Source organism: Burkholderia sp. B10 (assembly GCF_004368385.1).
Classification (GTDB): Bacteria; Pseudomonadota; Gammaproteobacteria; order Burkholderiales; family Burkholderiaceae; genus Burkholderia; species Burkholderia vietnamiensis.
In genome coordinates, this window is sequence record NZ_PQMX01000031.1 from 1 (window position 1) to 20175 (window position 20175).

Here is a 20175-nt window from a genome sequence, read left to right on the forward strand (position 1 = left end):
GAGTATTTAAGCCTGAGCCAGCGACCGAATCACCGCCCCAGCGTTGGTCTGCGTGTTGGCCCCGGCGCGAGCCGGAGCCCAACCCGCCCGGAACCGGCCGCCAGGCCGCCCCCGGCCCCGCTCAGACAGCCGGGATCGGATCCGGACCGTAGCGGTTCGGGCCCTCGGTGCCGCGCGCGCACATCCACACGAGCAGCACGATCGCGCCGACGAGCGGGATGAGCGTGATCAGCACAAACCAGCCGGAGCGGTCCGTATCGTGCAGGCGGCGCACGGTGACCGCGAGGCTGGGCAATACCAGCGCAAGCGACGCGAGCGCGACGACGACCATCAGCAGCATCGCGATCGCGCTCGGGTCCTCGGCGGCCGCGGCGACCACCTGACAGACGATCGACACGATGCCCGTGAGCAACGCGAAATACCAGTATTCCGCGCGGCGCGCCCGGCCGTCGAATTTTGCGTATTGATTGAGTGCGGAACGCACGGCTTCACCGAAATTCATTTTATTGCCCTCTCGTTTTATATCGTCGACCGCGGAAACAACGAAGGCATTATAAATATCAAGTTCCGGGTATTGCATCTCTTTTCGCGCATCGCTCAATGCTTGCCGCACCGGCCGCGCCGGCGCTCCGGGAGAACCGCCAGCCGCGTGCCCCGCCGCGCTTATAATCGCCGCGCCGCGCGACGAATAACCAAAAGATAATCCACAATTCGATTACGGCGGCATGAAACGCTGCACAGCCGATAATCGGCTCGCCGATGCCGCGACGGATTTACCGCCCATTCGCAACAGGCATGCCACCAGCATCGCGCACGGGCCTGAAACGGCGCAGCAAATCGCCGTGCCGCCGCTAACCGGCCGCCGCCTGCTCCAGCACGCTCAGATCGAGCTTCTTCATCCGCAGCACCTGCGCCATCACGCGCTCGGCGCGCGCCGGGTCGCCGGCCATCAGCTCGGGCATCTGCACGGGCACCACCTGCCACGACACGCCGAAGCGGTCGCGCAGCCAGCCGCACTGCTGCGCGCGCTCGTCGCCGCCCTCGGCGAGCGCGGCCCAGTAGCGGTCGATCTCGCGCTGGTCGCGGCAGTTGACGACGAACGACACGGCCGGCGTCAGCGGAAAGGCGGGGCCGCCGTTCAGCGCGAGGAACGCCTGGCCGTCCAGCTCGAACGAGACGGTCATCACCGCGCCCTCGGCCTGCCCGGCCGCCTGCGCACCCGCTTTGCCGTAGCGCGCGACGTCGACAATGCGCGCGTTGTCGAACACCGACACGTAAAAGCGGGCGGCCGCCTCGGCGTCGCGGTCGAACCACAGGAACGGCGTGATGCGCTGGATACGCTCGGTCATGGCAGTGCCTCCTCGATGTCGTCCCGGCACCGGCGCCGGTCTTATATCGTAGGCGCTGTGCGGCGGTGGCGCGGCGCCGCGCTCCGTAGCACGCCCGGTGCCCGCGCAATGAGAAAGGGGGCGATCGCTCGCCCCCTTTCCGGTCATCGCCAGCCGCGCGCGTTCAGAACGCGACGTAAGGCTGCGCGCCGCCGCTGGCCGTCTTGTCCATCCCGAAGTAGATGGTCTTGCCGTAGAAGTGCGGCATGCCGAGGTCGAGCCAGCCGCTCGGACCGAACGGGCCGGCGATGTCGTTGTAGACGAACGTCGACGGCGCCGCGAACAGCGCATCCGCATTCCCCACCGGCATCGACACGCCACCGCTCGCGCCGTTCTTGCCGGTCAGCGTCGCCGAATAGGTGACCGTCGACGACGGGCAGTAGAACTGCGTGTTGGTCGAGCACGTCGTCTGCGCCGCATCGTTGAAGAAGTACGCGTTCGAGCCGGTGTCGAAGAACGCGGTCACGCTGCTGCCGAGGAAGGTCGCATCGACGTCGCCGGCGCTCGTCGACGTCAGCTGCGTCGATGCGCCGAGCGCGTTGTTGCTCTGCGTGCCGATCCCGAACGTCAGCAGCCCGGTCGCGCTGCCCTGCCCGCTGTTCGACACGGTCGGCATCTGCACGATCACGCCGTTGTTGTCGGTCGCGAAGTGATGGACCGGGTTCGCGACCTGTTGCGACGTCGGCACGAGCGCGACCGTGCAGCTCGCGTTGCCGTTCGGGCACGCGTAGTAGTTGTTGTAGGTCGGCGACGTCGACGTCGCACAGGTCGCGCCGCAGTCGAGCGGCGCCGGCCCGATGCCGAGGATGCCGTTCGCGCCGAGATCGCCGGTCGTGTTCGCCGAGGTCCGCGCGCCGTTGTTTGAGCACGAGGCCGGCACGTTGGCCGTGCCGAGGTCGCCGATGATCTGCACCGGCAGCGCAGGCGCCTGCTCGGTGCCGATCGACAGATCGACGGTGCGCAGCGAGCCCCACGTGTAGCTCGACACGAACTTGCCGCACTCGGCCACCGGCGCGCCGCCGCTGGTGATTTGCGGCAGGCCGTTCAACACGCCCGAGGTCAGCGCGCTGCTGACGAGTCGCAGCCCGTACGACGCGGTGTCGACGAGCACGTTGTTGACCACCTGGCAGGTCGACGTGCCGGGCACGCAGATCTTCACGTTGACCGTCGGGATGTTGATCACCCGCGCGGCGCCCGGGCCGACCGTGATCACGGCCGTGTTCGCGGTATTGCCGTCGGACACGTTGGAGCCGCCGCCACTGCTGCCGCCGCTGCCGCCACTGTCGCCGCCGCCGCCGCATGCGGTGACGAGCATCGCCGTCGCGGCGGCCAGGCCCAGCACGCCGAGCCAGCGCTTGAAGGTACGAGAAATGTTCAAGGTCGCTCTCCCGCCGTCACTGGATGTCGTTGCCGGTCAGCCCGGCCGGCAATGCCGCGGGCAGCCATGCCTGGCCCGCGAACGAGCCCATGTGGCCGCCGGTGCGGATCACGAGGCCGCTGGTCGCGACCGACACGGGCGCGCGCCAGCCGTGCGCCGCGTGCGCCGCCTGCACGCCCGCCGTGTACTGCGGGAAATAGCTGCCGAGCAGCGACTCGAGGTCCGGCATGCTCGGCCCGCGCCACGCGAGCCCGAACACGCTGCCGGCCGCGCTGGTGTATTCGTGGATGACGGTGCCCGACCCGAGCGTGATCTCGCGCACGGTGTATGCGGCCGCGCTCGGCTGCACGACGCCGTCGGCGGAGCGCATCGCGCGCTGCAGCGCGCGCACGGTGGCGGCATGATCGTCCGCCGGCGGCGACATCGGTGCGCCGCCCAGTTCGGCATGTGCGTGGATCGACCACAGCACACCCGTTGCAGCCGCCGCATGCGCGACGGCCCAGCCCAAGCGTTTCAGTTTCACATTCCCCCCCAAGGGACTGGCTTCGTCGCCGCGATACCGAACCGTCCGGCACCGCCGGCTACGAATTGGAGTCTTCACAATGACGCTTCATTGCTGCTGACGCGTAGTATGCCTGCGGAGTATGTCGGAATGTCAAATGGGTGCCGCATGATGCGTCGCAGCATGTCGCGCGAGGCAGGGCAAGGCGAAGCGATGCCGCGCGGCGATCCGGGCGATGTGAATACCGCGGAATAGCGCGGAATACCGCGCATGCGCGCCGCACCGGGCCGCTCCATGCAACGGAGGGGCCGCGGGCGCGATGGGTGTGCCCGGTCAGAAACCGAGGCTGGCGAGCAGATCGTCGACCTGCGCCTGATCCTGCACGACGTCGGACTTGCCTTCCGGCGCGATCTGCGGGCCGTTCAGCAACGACGCGGGGCTGCCGGTCGAGCTGACCTGCTCGGCGGCGAGCGCGGCGGCGGTGGCCGCGAACTGCTCGCGCCGCTCCGGGGCGATGTTCTCGACGAGCACGGTCAGCAGTTGCTGCTCGATCAGATAGACCATGTCCATGATCTTCTTGATCACCTGCCCGGTCAGATCCTGGAAGTCCTGCGCGAGCATGATCTCGAGCAATTGCGCGCTCGTCGCCGAGGCGGCCTCGGGCAGCGTGTGCAGGAACGTGCGCGTGTCGTCCATCAGCTCGCGCACTTCCGCGTGCTCGATCGGCGCCGCGTACCACTGCGCCCAGCGCGCGTCGAGTGCCTCGGCTTCGTTCTGGATGCGCTCCTGCACCGGCTTCGCGATCTCGATCGCGTTCAGCACGCGCTCGGCCGCCTGCTCGGTCATCGTCGCGACGTAGCGCAGCCGGTCGCGGGCGTCGGGCACGGCTTCCGCCGCGCGCTCGACGTGCTTGTCGAGCCCGAGCTCGCGCATCGAATCGCGCAAGGCGCGCGTGACCTGGCCGATGCGCGCGAGGATCCTGTCGCTCGCGAAATCGGCGCCTTCGGCATGGCCGTCGGCGTTGATCGCCGCGCCGGCGAGCGCCGCATGGATCGGCTCGTTCACGTCAGCTCCCGGCCTTGGCCATCTTGTCGATGATCTTGTTCAGCTTCTCGTCGAGCGTCGCGGCCGTGAACGGCTTCACGACGTAACCGCTCGCGCCGGCCTGCGCCGCCGCGATGATGTTCTCCTTCTTCGACTCGGCCGTGACCATCAGCACCGGCAGGTGCGTGAGCGTCGCGTCCGCGCGGATTTCCTTCAGCATCGCGAGGCCGTCGAGGTTCGGCATGTTCCAGTCCGAGATCACGAAGTCGAAGCCGCCGCCGCGCAGCCGCGCGAGGCCGGCCGCGCCGTCTTCGGCTTCGTCGACGTTCGTGTAGCCGAGCTCCTTGAGCAGGTTGCGGACGATCCGGCGCATCGTCGGGAAATCGTCCACCACCAGGATTTTCATGCTCTTGTCCATCGTCGTTCCTTTGCAGATTCGTTACCGTCAGGGCATGCAGCATCGTACATGCCCGGAGACATTTCGTTCAGACGCGCTGCACGCGATCGCCCATCGTAGCGAGTCGCGCCATCACGCGCCGGCTCATTTCGGCGAGCGGCGCGACTTCGTCCGCGCCGCCGAGCGCGATCGCCTCGCGCGGCATGCCGAACACGATGCAGCTCGCCTCGTCCTGCGCGAACGTGTGGGCGCCCGCGCGCTTCATGTCCAGCAGCCCGGCCGCGCCGTCGCGGCCCATGCCGGTCAGGATCACGCCGATCGCGTTCTTGCCCGCGTGCTGCGCCGCCGAGCGGAACAGCACGTCGACCGACGGCCGGTGGCGGTTCACCGGCGGATCGTCGGACAGCTGCGCGATGTAGTTCGCGCCGCTGCGCGCGAGCAGCAAGTGCGCGTGGCCGGGCGCGATGTACGCATGGCCGGGCAGCACGCGCTCGCCATGCTCGGCTTCCTTCACCGCGATCCGGCACAGGCCGTTCAGCCGCTGCGCGAACGACTTCGTGAAGCCCGGCGGCATGTGCTGCGCGATCAGCACGGCGGGCGCGTCGGGCGGCAGCGGCGTCAGCACCTCGCGGATCGCCTCGGTGCCGCCCGTCGACGCGCCGATGATGATCAGCTTCTCGGTACTGACGAGCGGGTTGTTGAACATCGGCGCGGCCGGCTGGCCGTTCGCCGCGCGTGCGGCGGCGTGCGGCTGCGGCGTCTGGCGCACGCGCGCGCGCGCGGCCGCGCGGATCTTGTCCGCGAGCTTCTCCGCGTAGTCGAGCATGCCGTCGCGAATCCCGACGCGCGGCTTCGTGACGAAATCCACCGCGCCGAGTTCGAGCGCGCGCAGCGTGATTTCGGAGCCGCGCTCGGTCAGCGACGACACCATCACGACCGGCATCGGCCGCAGGCGCATCAGCTTCTCGAGGAAGTCGAGCCCGTCCATGCGCGGCATTTCGACGTCGAGCGTCAACACGTCGGGGTTGTGCTGCTTGATGAGCTCGCGCGCGACGAGCGGATCGGGCGCGGTCGCGCACACCATCATGTCGGGCTGGCTGTTGATGATCTCGGTCATCAGACTGCGGATCAGCGCCGAGTCGTCGACGCACAACACTTTGATCTTCTGCACTGCGGTCATGCCTCCTACTTTCTCGAAAGGTTGGCCGCGTACGGGCTGGCGGCCTTTTGAACCGCCGGCTGCACGCCCGCGCCGCCGCTGCGGGCGCCGAACAGTTCGATGCGCGGCCGCGCCGGCGGCGGCGCACTCGGCCGCGGCGCGGCGAACAGTTCCACTTTCGCACGCGCGCGCGCCGCGCTGGCGCGGACGGCCTCGCGTGCGAGCGCGGCTTCGCGCTCGGCCACGCCCGGCACCTGCAGCCGCAGCTTCTTCACCATCGCGCGGCCGGTGCGCGGCATGAACGCGACCTTGCGCGGATGCACACCCTGCAAATCTTCCGCGGTGATGCGAATGCGTTCGAGCGCGAGATAGCGGCGCACGAAATCGGCGTTGCGGTCGCCGATGTTGATCGTCGTCATGCCGGCCAGCACCGCGGCGCCGCCGAACACCTTCGCCTCGAAGCGCTCGCGGCGCCCGCCGGCCTTGATCAGTTCGTTGATCAGCACTTCCATCGCGTAGGCGCCGTAGCGCATCGACTCCGACGCGGCCGCGCCGGCATCGGCGCCGTCGTCGGGCAGCATGAAGTGATTCATTCCGCCGATGCCGGAGACCGGGTCGTGCAGGCAGGCCGCGACGCACGAGCCGAGCACGGTCATCAGCACGATGTCTTCGGACGTCGTGTAGAACTCGTTCGGCAGCAGCTTCACGCCGGGGCGGTCGAAGTGGGTGTCGAAGTAGTGGTTGGTCGCGATCGGGAGAGCGCTCATCAGCGTTCTCCGTAAGCGGGCGTCGCGCCCGCGGCGCGTTGCGCGCCCGACGGCGCTGCCGCGGAACCCGCCGCGCCGCGCGCGCGCGCGCTCTGCACGGCGTCGCGCGTGAGCTCGTACACCGTCTGCCCGCGCAGCCGGAACGCCTGCGTCACGTACGTGAAATTCTCCGAATGCCCGGCGAACAGCAGCCCGCCCGGCTTCACGAGCGGCTCGAAGCGCGACAGCACCTGCCCTTGCGTCGGCTTGTCGAAATAGATCATCACGTTGCGGCAGAAGATCGCGTCGAACGGCTTCGCGATCCCGTAGTCGGCATCGGTCAGGTTCAGCTGCTCGAAGCGGATCATCGCGCGCAACTCCGGGCGCACCTTCACGCGGCCGGCCTGCGCGCCCGTGCCCTTCAGGAAGAAGCGCTTGAGCCGCTCCGGGCTCAGGTGCTTGACCTGGTCGTACGTATAGATGCCGGCCTCGGCCTTCGCGAGCACCTGCGTGTCGAGGTCGGTCGCGAGAATCGACGCGCTGCGCGCGGCCGATTCGCCGAGCGCCTCGACCAGCGTGATCGCGATCGAATACGGCTCCTCGCCGGTCGACGCGGCCGAGCACCACACCGACACCGGCGCCGGCCGCCCTTTCACGAACTCGGCCAGGATCGGGAAGTGGTGCGCCTCGCGAAAGAACGCGGTGAGGTTGGTGGTCAGCGCGTTGGTGAACGCCTCCCACTCGAGCGGATCGTCTTCCCGCTCGAGCAGGTCGAGGTATTCGCGGAACGTGTCGAGGCCGCGTGCGCGCAGCCGGCGTGCGAGCCGGCTGTACGCCATGTCGCGCTTGTGCTCGGACAGCGAGATCCCGGCGCGTTGATGGATCAGCTCGCGTATGCGCGCGAAATCCGCGCCGGTGAATGCGAAGTCGCGCCCCGGCTCGCCCGCTCGGGGCGAGGCTTCCGGTGCATCGGATCGAAACGGTGCGCGCGCGGACAGCATGGCTTAGAAGGTCTCCCAGTCGTCATCGGACGTACCGGCCGCGGCCAGCGCCGGCTTCTCGCCGTGCAGCGCGGGGCGCACCAGTGCGGGTTTCTCGGCGGTCTTCGCAGCCGGCGCGGCGGGCGCCTTCGCGAGACGCGGGCCGTAGCCGCCGGCAGCCGGCGCTTCCTTGGACGGACGTGCGCCGGCATCGGCCGCGCGCTTCGGTTCGTGGCTCGATGCCGATGCAGCCGATGCCGCTGCGGCGCGCCGTGCGGCCGGCTGCGCGGCTGCTTGCGGCGCCGGCGATGCAGACGATGCGCTCGGTGCGGCGTCGTGACGGCTTTCCGACGACGCGGCAGCCGGCGTTGGCGTCGGCGCGGTCGCCCGTGCGACGCTGCGCGCCGGCGCGAGCGCGATGCCGCCCGCGACGCGCCATTCGGCGACGATCGCCTTCATCTGGCGCGTCTGCTCTTCGAGCGACGCAGCAGCGGCCGCCGCCTGCTCGACCAGCGCCGCGTTCTGCTGCGTGACCGAATCCATCTGGCCGACCGCGCGGTTGACCTGCTCGATGCCGGTCGACTGCTCCTCCGACGCGGCGCTGATCTCGCCCATGATGTCGGTCACGCGGCGCACGGCCTGCACGATTTCGTCCATCGTCGTGCCGGCGCGCGCGACCAGCGCCGACCCGCTTTCGACCTTCTCGGCCGAATCGCCGATCAGCTGCTTGATTTCCTTCGCGGCGCTCGCGCTGCGCTGCGCCAGCGAGCGCACTTCGCCCGCGACCACGGCGAAGCCGCGGCCCTGCTCGCCTGCGCGTGCGGCTTCGACCGCCGCGTTCAGCGCGAGGATGTTGGTCTGGAACGCGATGCCTTCGATCGTGCCGATGATGTCGACGATCTTGCCCGAGCTCGTCGCGATGTCCTGCATCGTCGACACCACTTGGCCGACCACGTCGCCGCCTTGCGTCGCGATGTCCGATGCGTTCACGGCGAGCTGGCTGGCCTGACGCGCGTTCTCCGCGTTCTGGCGCACGGTGCCGGTCAGCTGCTCCATGCTCGACGCCGTTTCCTGCAGCGACGCGGCCTGCTGCTCGGTGCGCTGCGACAGGTCGGTGTTGCCGGTCGCGATCTCGCGCGCGCCGACGTCGATCGACTCGGTGCCGCGGTGGACGGCCTGCACCATCCCCGTCACGGCGTCCTGCATCCGCTTGATGCCGCCGAACAGGCGGCCGATCTCGTTGTTGCTGAATACGGTCACCGGCTGCGTGAGGTCGCCGCCAGCGATGCGCTCGAAGTGCGCGATCGCGTCCTCGAGCGGCTTCACGATCAGCCCGCGCAGCATGAAGCGGATCGCGATCACGACGACGAACGCGATCGCGATGCCCGCGGAGATCAGGACGATCATCAGCGAGATGCGCGACTGCGTCGCGGCCTGGCGGTCTTCCGCGCGCTTTTGCAGCGCCGCGATCACGGCGGCGGCGGTCTGGTCGAACGCGACGAACATCGGGCTGATCTTGGTGTCGGCGATTGCGTGGTACGCGGCCATGTCGCCCGCGCGCGCCGCGACGAATTCGGGCTCGACGCCGTCCTTGATGATGGCCGTGTAGCGCGCACCGAGGTCGTCGAGCAGCGACTGGTCGACGCCGAGCTTGGCCGTCGCCTGGAACGCCTGCCAGTTCTGGTTCGACTTCGCGTACAGCTCCTGCGCGCGTTCGAGCACCTTCGCCGCCTCGGCCGTGTTGCCGCCTTCGGTCAGCGTGCGGAAGCGGTCGAGCGCGACGCGCGAGCGCAGCAGATGCGCCGACGTGTCGTCGAGCGTATGGATCGCCGGCAGATCGGCGTGCGCGATCTCGTCGAGCGCGCTGCTCGCGCGATCGAGCGCGTAGAGGCCGAGCCCGCCGACCGCGGCGGCCAGGCAAACGAGGATGAGTCCGACCGCCGTCAGCGTCGAGCGGATCGACCAGTTGTGCAACATTGCAGAATCTCCCGAAATTACTGCGCGCGCGTGGCGCTTATGCGCCGAGCATCTCGATCAGCGCCATTTCCCGGCTCGACATCAGCTTCTCGATGTCCATCAGGATCAGCATCCGGCCGTCCACCGTGCCGAGGCCCGTCAGGTACTCGGTCGTCAGCGTCGCGCCGAATTCCGGCGCCGGCATGATCTGGTCGGTCTGCAGGGTCAGCACGTCCGACACGCCGTCGACCACCATCCCGACCACGCGGTTCGACACGTTGAGGATGATCACGACGGTCTGATGGTCGTACTCGACGCGGCCCAGATGGAACTTGATCCGCATGTCGACGATCGGCACGATGATGCCGCGCAGATTGATCACGCCCTTGATGAAGTCCGGCGCGTTGGCGATGCGCGTGACGCTGTCGTAACCGCGGATTTCCTGCACCTTCAGGATGTCGATCCCGTATTCCTCGTCGCCGAGCGTGAAGACGAGGAATTCCTGCCCGGTCGCATCGCCCTGTTCGGCGTCGCGGCGGCTTGCGACCGCGTTCGCCGCGGCCGGATTGATCATTTGGACTTCAGCAGACACGTGTGCCCCCAATCGGTTGAATGGCGAGAGTTAGAAGATCGCGAGTTCAGCGCCCACCCGGGCGCCGTGCGTCGCACGGGTTTCGCGGTTCAGCGCCGCGACGTCGACGATCAGTGCGACGCTGCCGTCGCCCAGGATCGTCGCTGCCGAGATGCCGTGTACCTTGCGGTAATTGGTCTCGAGGTTCTTCACGACCACCTGCTGCTGGCCGACCAGCTCGTCGATGAGCATCGCGAAGCGGCGCCCTTCGGTTTCCATGATCGTCACGATGCCCTGGGTCGGATCGGTGCGCGCGTCGTCGACCGAGAACACCTCGTGCAGCGCGACGAGCGGCAGGTATTCGCCGCGCACGCGCACCACGCGCTCGCCGTTGCCGACCGTGTAGATGTCGTCCATCGACGGCTGCAGCGACTCCATCACGAAGTTCAGCGGCAGGATGAAGATCTCGCTGCCCACCTTCACCGACATCCCGTCGAGGATCGCGAGCGTGAGCGGCAGCACGATCCGCGTGGTGGTGCCGCGGCCGGCCTGCGACGAAATCTCGACGTGGCCGCCCATCGACTGGATGTTGCGCTTCACGACGTCCATCCCGACGCCGCGGCCCGACACGTCGGTCACCGTCTCGGCGGTCGAGAAGCCCGGCGCGAAGATCAGCTGCCACACTTCGTCGTCGCTGACGTTCTCGGAAATCTGCATGCCCTGCTTCGCGGCCTTCGCGAGGATCCGCTCGCGGTTCAGGCCCGCGCCGTCGTCGCTCACCTCGATCACGATGTTGCCGCCGTGATGCGCGGCCGACAGCACGAGCTGGCCGACTGCGTCCTTGCCGGCCGCGACGCGCTTGTCGACGGTCTCGATGCCGTGGTCGAGGCTGTTGCGCACCAGGTGCGTGAGCGGGTCGATGATGCGCTCGATCAGGCTCTTGTCCAGCTCGGTGGCCTGACCGAACGTGACGAGCTCGACCTGCTTGCCGAGCTTGCCGGCGAGATCGCGCACCAGCCGCGGGAAGCGGCTGAACACGTAGTCCATCGGCATCATCCGGATCGACATCACCGCTTCCTGCAGGTCGCGCGCGTTGCGCTCGAGCTGCGCCATCCCGTTGAACAGGCGGTCGTGCAGCGCGGGATCGAAGGCGGTCGCGGTTTCCGCGAGCATCGCCTGCGTGATCACGAGTTCGCCGACGAGGTTGATCAGCTGGTCGACCTTCTCGACGCCGACGCGAATCGAGCTGCCTTCGGCGCCGCCTGCCGCGCCGGCCGCGCCGCGCGGACGCTTGTCGTCGTGGTGATGGTGGGCGGCATGCGCGTTGGCCGGTTCGGCGTGCGGCGCTTGCTGCGGCTGGGCTGCGGCGGGCTGTGCCGGCGCCTGCGGCGCGGCCGCGGCGGCCGGCGCCGCCGGTGCGGCGGGCGCTGCGGGCGCGAACACCTCGACGCGTGCGGCCGGTGCGGCTGCGGCCGCGGCCGGTTCGGCGGCAGCCGGCGTCGCGGCGGCCGGCGCCGGTGCGGGCGCTGCGGCCTCTGCTGCCGGTGCGCCCGGCGCCGCCGCTGCGGCCGGCGCGGTGCCGCGCGAGATGCGGATCTGGCTTTCGTCGATCACGAAGCAGCACACGGCGATGATGTCGTCGGACGGCACGTCCGATTCGAGCCACAGCGTCAGGTCGCCGCCCGACTGCTCGCGGCCGGCGATCCGGCCGAGATTGCTCAGCTCCTCGGTGAGGAGCGCCTGGTCCTTCGTGTCGACGCCGACCAGCGTGATCTTCAGATGCGGGCCTTCGGCGCCGGCATCGGCCCCGCCTGCCGCCGGATGGGCGGCCGCGACGGCCTGTTCGATCACGTGGTCCGGCGCGCTATCGCCGGCGGCGGCGGGCTCCGGCGCAGCCGCAGCCGGCGCAGCGGGCGCGGGTGCGGCGGCCGCAGCCGGCGCGGGCGCCGGTGCTGCCGCGGCCGTGCCGCTCGCGGCCTTCAGCTGTTCGAGCTTCGCGCAGATTTCCGCGGCGGCCGCCGCGTCCGGCTCCGCGCTCGCACGATAGTCGGCGAGCTGGTCGGACAGCACGTCCTTGGTCTCGAGGAACGCGTCGACCATTTCCTTGGTCAGCGTCAGCTCATGGTTGCGCGCGCGGTCGAGCAGCGATTCGAGGATGTGGGTCGTTTGCGTCAGCGCGGTAAAGCCGAACGTCGCCGCGCCGCCCTTGATCGAATGCGCGGCGCGGAAGATCGCCGCGAGATCTTCGGGGTCGGGTGAATCGACGTCGAGGTTCAGCAGCAGCTGCTCCATCTGTGCGAGCAACTCGTCCGCTTCGTCGAAAAAGGTCTGGTAGAACTGCGTGATGTCGAGAGTCATGCCCGGTCACCGGTTGGATTCGTCGCGTTCATGTCAGGAGGCCGTCTGCTCGGAGAGCGTCGCGACCAGGTCGATCAGCACGGCCGGGTCGATCGGTTTTTCGATCCAGCCGGTCGCGCCCGCGTCGCGTGCGGCGTCCTTGAAGGCATCGCTGCCTTCGGTCGTCAGCACGAGGATCGGCGTGGCCGTATACGCGCTGAGCCTGCGCAGCGCGGAGATCACCTCGAGCCCGCTCCTGCGCGGCATGTTCTGGTCGGTCAGCACCAGGTCGTACGGCATCGTGGCCGCCATGTCGAAGCCGGCTTCGCCGTCCGGCGCCACCGTCACGTCGTAGCCGGCCTGCGCAAGCGTCGCCTGCAGCAGCGCACGCATGGTCGCGGAGTCGTCGATGGCGAGAATGGTTCGGATCATGTCTGTCTCGGAAGCTGGAAACGTCAGGGTTTCGGCGCGACGGCCACGGCGCTCGCGAGCACCGGCCGGGCGGCCGAGGCGGCGCCCAGCTGCTGCCCGAGCAGCTTCGAGCCGGCCGCATCGGCCGACAGCGTGGTGGTCGTCGCGTCGTCGCGCATCAGCGCCTCTTCGGATTTTCGGTTCAACACGATCACGCTGATCCGGCGGTTTTCCGGATCGAGCGGATCGGCCTTGTTCAGGTTCTGCGTCGAGGCGAGGCCGAGCACGCGCAGCACCTTCGCCTCGTCCATGCCGCCTGCGATCAGCTCGCGGCGCGACGCGTTCGCACGATCGGCCGACAGCTCCCAGTTGCTGTAGCCGCCTTCGCCGCCCGCATACGGCACCGCGTCGGTGTGACCCTGCACGATGATCCGGTTCGGCACGTCGTTCAGCGTCTTGCCGATCTCGCGCAGGATGTCGCGCATGTACGGCTCGACGTTGTTGCTCGACATCGCGAACATCGGCCGCTTCTGCGAATCGACGATCTCGATGCGCAGGCCCATCAGCGTCGAATCGATGCGGATCTGCTGGCGGAACTGACGCAGCGTCGGGTTCGCCTCGATCGCCGCCATCAGCTTGATCTGCAGGTCGTGCAGGCGCGCCTGCTCGCGCCGCTCGATCGCGCCTTGCGCCTGCGCCTGCGCGGTGTCTTCGCCCTTCTTCGCGACGCGGTCCGCGAGGCTCGTCGAGCCGTCGGTGCGGCGCGTCGTGCCGGCGTCGACGCTCGACAGGTCGCGGCCGCCGCCGTTGATGATGCTCGAGTCCTGCGAGCTGCGGTCGCCGCTGCCGAACAGCGCGGCCTGCAGCGGCGTGTTGAAGTACTCGGCGATCCCCTTCAGCTGCACCGGCGTGGCCGAGCTCAGCAGCCACATCAGCAGGAAGAACGCCATCATCGCGGTCATGAAGTCCGCGTATGCGAGCTTCCATGCGCCGCCGTGGTGGCCCTTCTTCTGCGGGGCCACCCGTTTCACGACGATTGCGCGATCCTTGCTCTTGCTCATCGAACGCTCCGCGTCACTTCGCCTTCACGCGGCGCACGTGCTCTTCGAGCTCGTTGAACGACGGACGCTCGGTCGAGAACAGCACCTTGCGGCCGAATTCGACCGCGATTGCGGGCGCGTAGCCGTTCAGGCTCGCGAGGATCGTCACCTTGATGCACTGGAACATCTTGGTCGCCTCGGCCACGCGCTGCTCCGCGAGGCTCGACAGCGGCCCGATCAGCCCGTACGACAGCAGGATGCCCAGGAACGTGCCGACCAGCGCCTGCGCGATCATCGCGCCGAGCACCGCGGGCGGCTTGTCGGCCGACGCCATCGTGTGCACCACGCCCATCACGGCCGCGACGATACCGAATGCCGGCATCGCGTCGCCGACACGCATCAGCGCGTGCGCCGGGGCTTCACCTTCGGTGTGGTGCGTCTCGATCTCCTCGTCCATCAGGCTCTCGATCTCGAACGCGTTCATGTTGCCGCCCACCATCAGGCGCAGGTAGTCGGTCAGGAATTCGACGATGTGGTGATCGGCGAGGATCTTCGGGTACTGCGTGAAGATCGGGCTCTTCTCCGGATCGTCGATGTCGGCTTCGAGCGTCAGCGTGCCTTCCTTGCGCGCTTTCGCGAGCAGCACGTACAGGAGCCCCATCAGCTCCATGTAGACGTCCTTGTTGTACTTCGAGCCCTTGAAGAGCGTCGGCAGCACGCGCAGGGTCGCCTTGATCGTCTTGATGCCGTTGCCGAGGATGAACGCGCCGACACCCGCACCGACGATCATCAGGATCTCGAGCGGCTGGACCAATGCGCCCAAATGCCCGCCTGCCAGCGCATAACCGCCGAAGACGGACAACAGCGTCACGAGTGTTCCCACGATAATCAGCACTGCCTGTCCCTCACGAAAGACCGGCGGGGAGACCGCCGTTAATCAGGTTTACGGCAGTCGGCAGGAAAACTTTCGCGGCGCCTCCGCTGCGCTGCGGCGGTGTTTACCAGCAGGCCGGAATCGGTTCGCATGCGGTGCAGCCGCTGCCGGACACTCGCCAACGCGCCGTCCGGCGCGGCTCAGGCCGTCGCGGCGGCCAGTTCGGCGCGCGCGGCGGCAGCCTTGCGGGTCTTGCCCGCGCGCGACGGCGGTTGGCACAGGCCGCACACGAAACCTTGATGCGGATCATGCGCATGGGCGACGAAGTGGCCGCCGCAGCGCGTGCAGGGCGTCATCTGCAGCATCCCGGAATCGAAGAAGCGCACCAGCGTCCATGCGCGCGTGAGGCTCAGCGCGGCCTCGTCGCCCGACAGATCGACGTGCTCCTGATAGAGCCGGTACGCCTTGACGATCGACTGGATCGGGTCGCAACGGCCGTGGTCCTGCATGAACCGGTAGATGTTGTAGAACAGCGACGAATGGATGTTCGGCTGCCACGTCATGAACCAGTCGGTCGAGAACGGCAGCATCCCCTTCGGCGGCGACACGCCCTTCAGTTCCTTGTACAGCTTGATCAGGCGGTCGCGCGACAGGCTCGTCTCCGCCTCCAGCAGCTGCAGCCGGGCGCCCAGTTCGATGAGTTCGATCGCGAGGGTGATTTCCTTCACCTCGTTCACGACGCTTTTGCTAGCCATGGTCAATAACCGTACGCTTGACGTTGTTCGGATGTGTCGCCGATACGCCGCCCGCCGGCGCGGCGCGCCGGGGCGAACGTGGAGGCGGTGGTGATCAGCGGACGCTTTCGACCGGCTGGCCGGCCATCAGGATGGCCGAGTGTGCGTGCGTGACGACGTCGCTGCGGCCTTTGTCGGCGAGCGACGACAGCAACGCGTGGTCGTCGAAGCGGAAGCGGCACAGCATCTGGTTCGATGCGGCGAGCTTCACGGTCTGCGCGAGCGTGAGGTTCGCGAGCACATCGGCGAGTTCCTCGGAAACACCCATGCGGAACATGCCCATCGCTTTGTCTTCCCGCAGCAGGCGCTGCGCGAGAAGGAGGTACGACAGGTTGACCTCTTTGATCTCACTGAGCATTTCGCTGGTGGCGCTCATCATTCCCCCGTTAGAAAACTTTGCTTTGGCCTTTCGTGTTATGAAAACGTTTGCTCTATCAGGCGCCTACTGGCGCAGCTGCCGGCACGTTTATAGTCTTACAGGCCGAATTCTGGCTAAACGGCCTTTATGCCGGTATCAGCGAAGTGGCGTATGCCGTGCAGGATTTGTCTGTAAACCGTGTAGGAATTTTTCCGACAGAAAAAATGCCCGGTGGGGACGGGTGAAACCCGGATCTGTCGGAGGAGAGGCGCTGCAGAGCGCGTAGACGGGGGAAGCTGGAACGGCGGGGCGCGAGTGAGTCAATCGGTAAAAATTATAGTGGTTTTTCACGATATCGCAACAATTATGGCCACTGTCTCGATTTCGATTCGCGTGCCCTTTTTCTCGGGGTTTTCGCGTATTTCATCGTGTAACAAGCCTTAAGTCTTTGAAAAAACACTCGAACCCCTGAAGGCGATATCCATAATGGACTCCAATGGGCGGCGGCGTGAGCCGCGCCGGCCCGCCCCGCAGCTTGCCGCCCGGCGTCCCGCATCTCCCCTCGCGGGCCGGTCACGTACCGCTCAACGCGTGCGTCGGCGAGTTCCGCAACCTTGTATCGGACCAGCATCCGCACCGGAACCCGCTGGTCGACACTGGAGAACGCCCATGCGTATTGCCCAGATCGCGCCGCTTTACGAAGCCGTCCCGCCGAAACTTTACGGCGGCACCGAGCGTGTCGTGTCCTACCTGACCGAGGCGCTCGTCGAGCTCGGCCACGACGTGACGCTGTTCGCGAGCGGCGACTCCGTCACGTCCGCGCGGCTCGAGGCCGCGTGGCCGCGCGCGCTGCGGCTCGACCCGTCGATCCGCGACTCGATGGCGCCCCATATGCGCCTGATCGAGCAGGTGGCGCGGGTCGCGCACGAATTCGACGTGCTGCACTTCCATCTGGACTATCTGCCGTTCCCGCTGATGTCGCGGCTCGACACGCCTTATGTGACGACGCTGCACGGCCGCCTCGACCTGCCCGAGCTGCAGCCGGTGTTCGACGCGTTCCCGGACGCGCCCGTCGTATCGATCTCGAATTCGCAGCGCAAGCCGCTGCCGCAGGCCGCGTGGGCCGGCACCGTGTATCACGGGCTGCCCGACACGCTGCTCACGCCCCAGCCGGACGTGAAGCCCGAGTACCTCGCGTTCCTCGGCCGCATCTGCCCAGAAAAGCGCGTGGACACGGCGATCCGGATCGCCGCGCAAAGCGGGCTGCCGCTGAAGATCGCCGCGAAGGTCGACAAGGCCGACGCCGACTACTTCAAGGAAGTGATCGAGCCGCTGCTGGGCGAGGCGCACGTCGAATTCATCGGCGAGATCAACGAGGCGCAGAAGCCGGCGTTCCTGTCGGGCGCCAAGGCGCTGCTGTTCCCGATCGACTGGCCGGAACCGTTCGGGCTGGTAATGATCGAGGCGATGGCGTGCGGTACGCCGGTCGTGGCGTTCAACCGCGGCTCGGTGCCGGAGGTGATCGAGGACGGCGTGACCGGCTTCATCGTCGAGGACGTCCAGGGCGCGGTCGGCGCACTGCACCGGATCGACAGCCTGTCGCGCGACGCGATCCGCGCCCACTTCGATGCGCGCTTCAGCGCCACGGCGATGGCGCGCCGCTATGTCGAAACCTACGAATCGCTTTGCGCGGCGGCGAAACGCCCGGCGTTGCGCAGGGTCGCCGGAGCCTGACGCGTAAATTCGTCACGAAATACGCCGGAAAAATTGCGTGGAAATCCGCGCGTAAAAGCTGCCGGCATCGAACAAAGAGCCGCATCGTCGATGCGGCTCTTTCTTTTTGCGCGGCGCGCCGATTGGTGCCGGCGATTGATGGATCATTCGATCAGGAAACGATCGCGGTTTTTGCCGACGATCCAATTCGGCGGCTTGCCGCGACCACTCCAGGTTGCACCCGACTTCGGATCGCGGTATTTCGGCGGCAACGGCGCCTTTTTCGGCGGCCGGCCGCGCCGCGCCCGCTCGGCGAATCCCAGATCCTGGGCCGTCAGCCCGTATTCGGCAATCACCCGCTGGACTTCGGTGATCACTGCCGCCACTTCCTGACGGCGCACTTCGTCCGCCTGGGCCTGCAGATCGGCGATCTGCGCCTTGAGTTTCGCGTATTGAGACATATCGACTCCCTTTTTTTGCATGATGCGGCTCCGCCGACTCCGGCCGGAACGCCGACACCCGTTACGTCATCGCACTGCCGCCCTGCTCTTGCCAATTAATTCTGCCATCTTTAACCGATTCGTCTATATGGAGAATGCGGATTTATTCTAATAAAGCGAGCCGTCGGCATTCAAATTTAACAATCGTTGACCCTCGTCGGTCCGATTCATTTCCTATAATCCAGACCAATTCGGGCGACGAAGTAAATCAGCCGGCCGCCCATTGGTGTTCACCCTACTTGGACGAGGTCCCTTCATGAATCTTTCACAGCGGCTGGCCGCAGAAGCATTCGGCACGTTTTGGCTGGTGCTCGGCGGGTGCGGAAGCGCCGTGCTGGCGGCCGCCTTTCCGGGCCTCGGCATCGGCTTTGCCGGCGTCGCACTTGCTTTCGGCCTGACCGTGCTGACGATGGCATTCGCGATCGGCCATATTTCGGGTTGCCATTTGAATCCGGCTGTGAGCGTGGGCTTGACGGTCGCCGGCCGCTTTCCGGCACGCGATCTCGTCCCGTACGTCGTCGCGCAGGTGGTCGGCGCCACGCTCGGCGCGTTCGTGCTGTATCTGATCGCAACCGGCAAGCCGGGCTTCGACGTGGTGGGCAGCGGCTTTGCGACCAACGGCTTCGGCGAGCGCTCGCCCGGCCACTACTCGCTCGGCGCGGCGTTCACCTGCGAAGTCGTGATGACGGGCTTCTTCCTGTTCGTGATTCTCGGCGCGACCGACAAGCGCGCGCCGGCCGGCTTCGCACCGATCGCGATCGGCCTGTGCCTGACGTTGATCCACCTGATCTCGATCCCGGTCACGAACACGTCGGTGAACCCGGCCCGCTCGACCGGCCCCGCGCTGTTCGTGGGCGGCGAAGCGATCGGCCAGCTGTGGCTGTTCTGGATTGCGCCGATCATCGGCGCAGCCATCGCAGGGGTCGTCTATCCGTTGATCGCAGGGCGCGACGCTGCCGTCCTGCTGCCCGCATCCGCTCGCACCGTCGAATAACAACGCTACGGGGTCACGCGAGCAGCGCAGCGAGCCTCACGCTGTCGAACAACACGAGGCAGGTAATTTGAACGGGCGCCGCTGGCGCCCGTTTTTCCTTTTCGTTCAGGACGCCGCGACGCCGTCGACGGCATCCGTCAGCGCGAACAGCGTGCGCAGGTGACGCGCCACGCCGGCGTCGAAGTTGTTGCCGATCCGCGGAATGTGCGGCAAGCGCGCGATCAGGTCGGGATTCGCGTTGTTCATCGTGAACGCGTGCCCGGCGGTTTCGAGCAGATCGATGTCGTTCATGTTGTCGCCGAACGCGATGCAGTGCCCGGCGTCGACGCCGAGCCGCTCGAGCACCGCCCGCAGCGCGCGGCCTTTCGAGACGTTGGCAGTCATCACTTCCAGGCAATCGGGCAGCGAGTAGGTGACGTACAGCGCGTCGCCGAACTGCACGCGCATCTGCTCGGCGACCACCGCGAGGTCGGCCGGCTCGCCGATGTAGAGCACCTTCGCGATATCCGTGCCGTCGTGCGCGGCCATGTCGATCACGTCGTAGCGGAAACCGGAGTCCTGATGGAATTCGAGCAGGTGCGGGGCCTCGCGATCGATCAGCCAGCCGCGATCGGTAAACAGATTGACGATCACGCGCCCGTGCGCGCCGGCCACGGCGGGCTGCACGAGCTCGCGGACGATTGCCGGGGCGATGTCCTGCGCGTGGATCGCCGTGTCGTCCGGCGCATGCACGCGCGCCCCGTTCGACGTGATCAGGTATGGCCGGATCCCCAGCACGTCGCGGATGCCGGCGACGTCCGCATAATGCCGCCCGGTCGCGATCACGAACTGCAGGCCGTCGCGTTCGAGCCGGCGGATGGTCTCGATCGTGTACGGATCGAGTTGGTGATCGCTGTTCAGCAGGGTGCCGTCGAGATCGGTGGCGATGACTTTGTACATGGGAGGCGGTGAAGGACGCGCACGGCGGTGCGGAGCCGCCATTTTAACGTCGGGCCGGCCCGCGCGCCGGACGACCGGCGTTTGCGCCCGATCA

The 20175-nt window shown here is 67.5% G+C and carries 21 protein-coding genes; 2 read left to right on the plus strand and 19 right to left on the minus strand.

Features of this window, described 5'->3' with window-relative positions:
- Positions 1-121 precede the first annotated feature (121 nt).
- The 17 genes from C3Y15_RS16915 to flhD form a co-directional block, all read right to left on the minus strand.
- On the minus strand, positions 122-613 hold the full coding sequence (locus tag C3Y15_RS16915; RefSeq protein WP_346268555.1) for a DUF805 domain-containing protein: 492 nt from the start codon (positions 611-613) through the stop codon (positions 122-124).
- 238 nt (positions 614-851) lie between these two features.
- A complete protein-coding gene (locus C3Y15_RS16920; RefSeq protein WP_034192936.1) occupies positions 852-1349 on the minus strand; it encodes a VOC family protein in 498 nt (165 codons plus the stop codon).
- A gap of 163 nt (positions 1350-1512) precedes the next feature.
- On the minus strand, positions 1513-2766 hold the full coding sequence (locus C3Y15_RS16925) for a DUF3443 domain-containing protein (RefSeq protein ID WP_069246114.1): 1254 nt from the start codon (positions 2764-2766) through the stop codon (positions 1513-1515).
- A gap of 16 nt (positions 2767-2782) precedes the next feature.
- Positions 2783-3289, minus strand: a complete 507-nt coding sequence (locus C3Y15_RS16930) for a DUF2844 domain-containing protein (protein ID WP_011882913.1) — start codon at positions 3287-3289, stop codon at positions 2783-2785.
- Positions 3290-3601: 312 nt separating this feature from the next.
- Positions 3602-4333, minus strand: a complete 732-nt coding sequence (cheZ, locus tag C3Y15_RS16935; RefSeq protein WP_011882912.1) for a protein phosphatase CheZ — start codon at positions 4331-4333, stop codon at positions 3602-3604.
- A 1-nt stretch (position 4334) separates the two neighbouring features.
- Positions 4335-4730 carry a chemotaxis response regulator CheY gene (gene cheY, locus C3Y15_RS16940; RefSeq protein WP_006754880.1) on the minus strand — a complete coding sequence of 132 codons (396 nt, stop codon included), beginning with the start codon at positions 4728-4730 and terminating at the stop codon, positions 4335-4337.
- Positions 4731-4797: 67 nt separating this feature from the next.
- Positions 4798-5889 carry a chemotaxis response regulator protein-glutamate methylesterase gene (locus C3Y15_RS16945; RefSeq protein ID WP_011882911.1) on the minus strand — a complete coding sequence of 364 codons (1092 nt, stop codon included), beginning with the start codon at positions 5887-5889 and terminating at the stop codon, positions 4798-4800.
- A 5-nt stretch (positions 5890-5894) separates the two neighbouring features.
- Positions 5895-6635 (minus strand): chemoreceptor glutamine deamidase CheD, encoded by a 741-nt coding sequence (cheD, locus tag C3Y15_RS16950; RefSeq protein WP_011882910.1) that lies wholly within the window; start codon positions 6633-6635, stop codon positions 5895-5897.
- Complete coding sequence (locus tag C3Y15_RS16955) at positions 6635-7615, minus strand: CheR family methyltransferase (RefSeq protein WP_011882909.1); 981 nt, start codon at positions 7613-7615, stop codon at positions 6635-6637. The genes cheD and C3Y15_RS16955 overlap by 1 nt, the downstream gene beginning before the upstream one ends.
- A 3-nt stretch (positions 7616-7618) precedes the next feature.
- A complete protein-coding gene (locus C3Y15_RS16960; protein ID WP_059621871.1) occupies positions 7619-9571 on the minus strand; it encodes a methyl-accepting chemotaxis protein in 1953 nt (650 codons plus the stop codon).
- Positions 9572-9608: 37 nt separating this feature from the next.
- Positions 9609-10124: a chemotaxis protein CheW gene (gene cheW / locus C3Y15_RS16965; RefSeq protein ID WP_011882907.1), complete on the minus strand. Its 516-nt coding sequence runs from the start codon at positions 10122-10124 to the stop codon at positions 9609-9611.
- A gap of 48 nt (positions 10125-10172) precedes the next feature.
- Positions 10173-12479, minus strand: a complete 2307-nt coding sequence (gene cheA / locus C3Y15_RS16970; protein WP_059621869.1) for a chemotaxis protein CheA — start codon at positions 12477-12479, stop codon at positions 10173-10175.
- A gap of 33 nt (positions 12480-12512) precedes the next feature.
- Positions 12513-12890, minus strand: coding sequence for a response regulator (locus C3Y15_RS16975; protein ID WP_011882905.1), 378 nt, complete (start codon positions 12888-12890; stop codon positions 12513-12515).
- 23 nt (positions 12891-12913) lie between these two features.
- Positions 12914-13930 (minus strand): flagellar motor protein MotB, encoded by a 1017-nt coding sequence (gene motB, locus C3Y15_RS16980; RefSeq protein WP_011882904.1) that lies wholly within the window; start codon positions 13928-13930, stop codon positions 12914-12916.
- Between the two features lie 13 nt (positions 13931-13943).
- The gene (gene motA, locus C3Y15_RS16985; RefSeq protein ID WP_011882903.1) at positions 13944-14804 is read right to left on the minus strand and encodes a flagellar motor stator protein MotA; all 861 of its coding nucleotides are present in this window, start codon (positions 14802-14804) and stop codon (positions 13944-13946) included.
- A gap of 179 nt (positions 14805-14983) precedes the next feature.
- Positions 14984-15538, minus strand: a complete 555-nt coding sequence (gene flhC, locus C3Y15_RS16990) for a flagellar transcriptional regulator FlhC (protein WP_011882902.1) — start codon at positions 15536-15538, stop codon at positions 14984-14986.
- 94 nt (positions 15539-15632) lie between these two features.
- Complete coding sequence (gene flhD, locus C3Y15_RS16995; RefSeq protein WP_034193026.1) at positions 15633-15953, minus strand: flagellar transcriptional regulator FlhD; 321 nt, start codon at positions 15951-15953, stop codon at positions 15633-15635.
- Positions 15954-16604: 651 nt separating this feature from the next.
- On the opposite strand from flhD, the gene C3Y15_RS17005 reads away from it, so the two are divergent.
- Complete coding sequence (locus tag C3Y15_RS17005) at positions 16605-17669, plus strand: glycosyltransferase family 4 protein (RefSeq protein ID WP_069246113.1); 1065 nt, start codon at positions 16605-16607, stop codon at positions 17667-17669.
- 143 nt (positions 17670-17812) lie between these two features.
- Here C3Y15_RS17005 and C3Y15_RS17010 read toward each other — a convergent pair whose 3' ends face one another.
- Complete coding sequence (locus tag C3Y15_RS17010) at positions 17813-18109, minus strand: H-NS histone family protein (protein ID WP_011882898.1); 297 nt, start codon at positions 18107-18109, stop codon at positions 17813-17815.
- Positions 18110-18404: 295 nt separating this feature from the next.
- Between C3Y15_RS17010 and aqpZ the strand changes: the two genes are divergently transcribed.
- Entirely contained in the window at positions 18405-19142 is a 738-nt protein-coding gene (gene aqpZ, locus C3Y15_RS17015) for an aquaporin Z (RefSeq protein WP_069246112.1), read from the plus strand.
- Between the two features lie 105 nt (positions 19143-19247).
- On the opposite strand, the gene C3Y15_RS17020 is transcribed toward aqpZ, so the two are convergent.
- Entirely contained in the window at positions 19248-20081 is an 834-nt protein-coding gene (locus C3Y15_RS17020; protein WP_069246111.1) for a Cof-type HAD-IIB family hydrolase, read from the minus strand.
- Between the last annotated feature and the right edge of the window lie 94 nt (positions 20082-20175).

What these genes read in the sequence shown, in the direction of transcription:
- cheA (WP_059621869.1), bottom strand. Translation starts at nt 12,479, where the DNA reads ATGACTCTCGACATCACGCAGTTCTACCAGACCTTTTTCGACGAAGCG.
- C3Y15_RS16920 (WP_034192936.1), bottom strand. Translation starts at nt 1,349, where the DNA reads ATGACCGAGCGTATCCAGCGCATCACGCCGTTCCTGTGGTTCGACCGC.
- cheW (WP_011882907.1), bottom strand. Translation starts at nt 10,124, where the DNA reads ATGATCAATCCGGCCGCGGCGAACGCGGTCGCAAGCCGCCGCGACGCC.
- flhD (WP_034193026.1), bottom strand. Translation starts at nt 15,953, where the DNA reads ATGAGCGCCACCAGCGAAATGCTCAGTGAGATCAAAGAGGTCAACCTG.
- C3Y15_RS17010 (WP_011882898.1), bottom strand. Translation starts at nt 18,109, where the DNA reads ATGTCTCAATACGCGAAACTCAAGGCGCAGATCGCCGATCTGCAGGCC.
- C3Y15_RS17005 (WP_069246113.1), top strand. Translation starts at nt 16,605, where the DNA reads ATGCGTATTGCCCAGATCGCGCCGCTTTACGAAGCCGTCCCGCCGAAA.
- C3Y15_RS16960 (WP_059621871.1), bottom strand. Translation starts at nt 9,571, where the DNA reads ATGTTGCACAACTGGTCGATCCGCTCGACGCTGACGGCGGTCGGACTC.
- C3Y15_RS16975 (WP_011882905.1), bottom strand. Translation starts at nt 12,890, where the DNA reads ATGATCCGAACCATTCTCGCCATCGACGACTCCGCGACCATGCGTGCG.
- flhC (WP_011882902.1), bottom strand. Translation starts at nt 15,538, where the DNA reads ATGGCTAGCAAAAGCGTCGTGAACGAGGTGAAGGAAATCACCCTCGCG.
- cheD (WP_011882910.1), bottom strand. Translation starts at nt 6,635, where the DNA reads ATGAGCGCTCTCCCGATCGCGACCAACCACTACTTCGACACCCACTTC.
- C3Y15_RS16955 (WP_011882909.1), bottom strand. Translation starts at nt 7,615, where the DNA reads ATGCTGTCCGCGCGCGCACCGTTTCGATCCGATGCACCGGAAGCCTCG.
- cheY (WP_006754880.1), bottom strand. Translation starts at nt 4,730, where the DNA reads ATGGACAAGAGCATGAAAATCCTGGTGGTGGACGATTTCCCGACGATG.
- motB (WP_011882904.1), bottom strand. Translation starts at nt 13,930, where the DNA reads ATGAGCAAGAGCAAGGATCGCGCAATCGTCGTGAAACGGGTGGCCCCG.
- C3Y15_RS17020 (WP_069246111.1), bottom strand. Translation starts at nt 20,081, where the DNA reads ATGTACAAAGTCATCGCCACCGATCTCGACGGCACCCTGCTGAACAGC.
- C3Y15_RS16945 (WP_011882911.1), bottom strand. Translation starts at nt 5,889, where the DNA reads ATGACCGCAGTGCAGAAGATCAAAGTGTTGTGCGTCGACGACTCGGCG.
- aqpZ (WP_069246112.1), top strand. Translation starts at nt 18,405, where the DNA reads ATGAATCTTTCACAGCGGCTGGCCGCAGAAGCATTCGGCACGTTTTGG.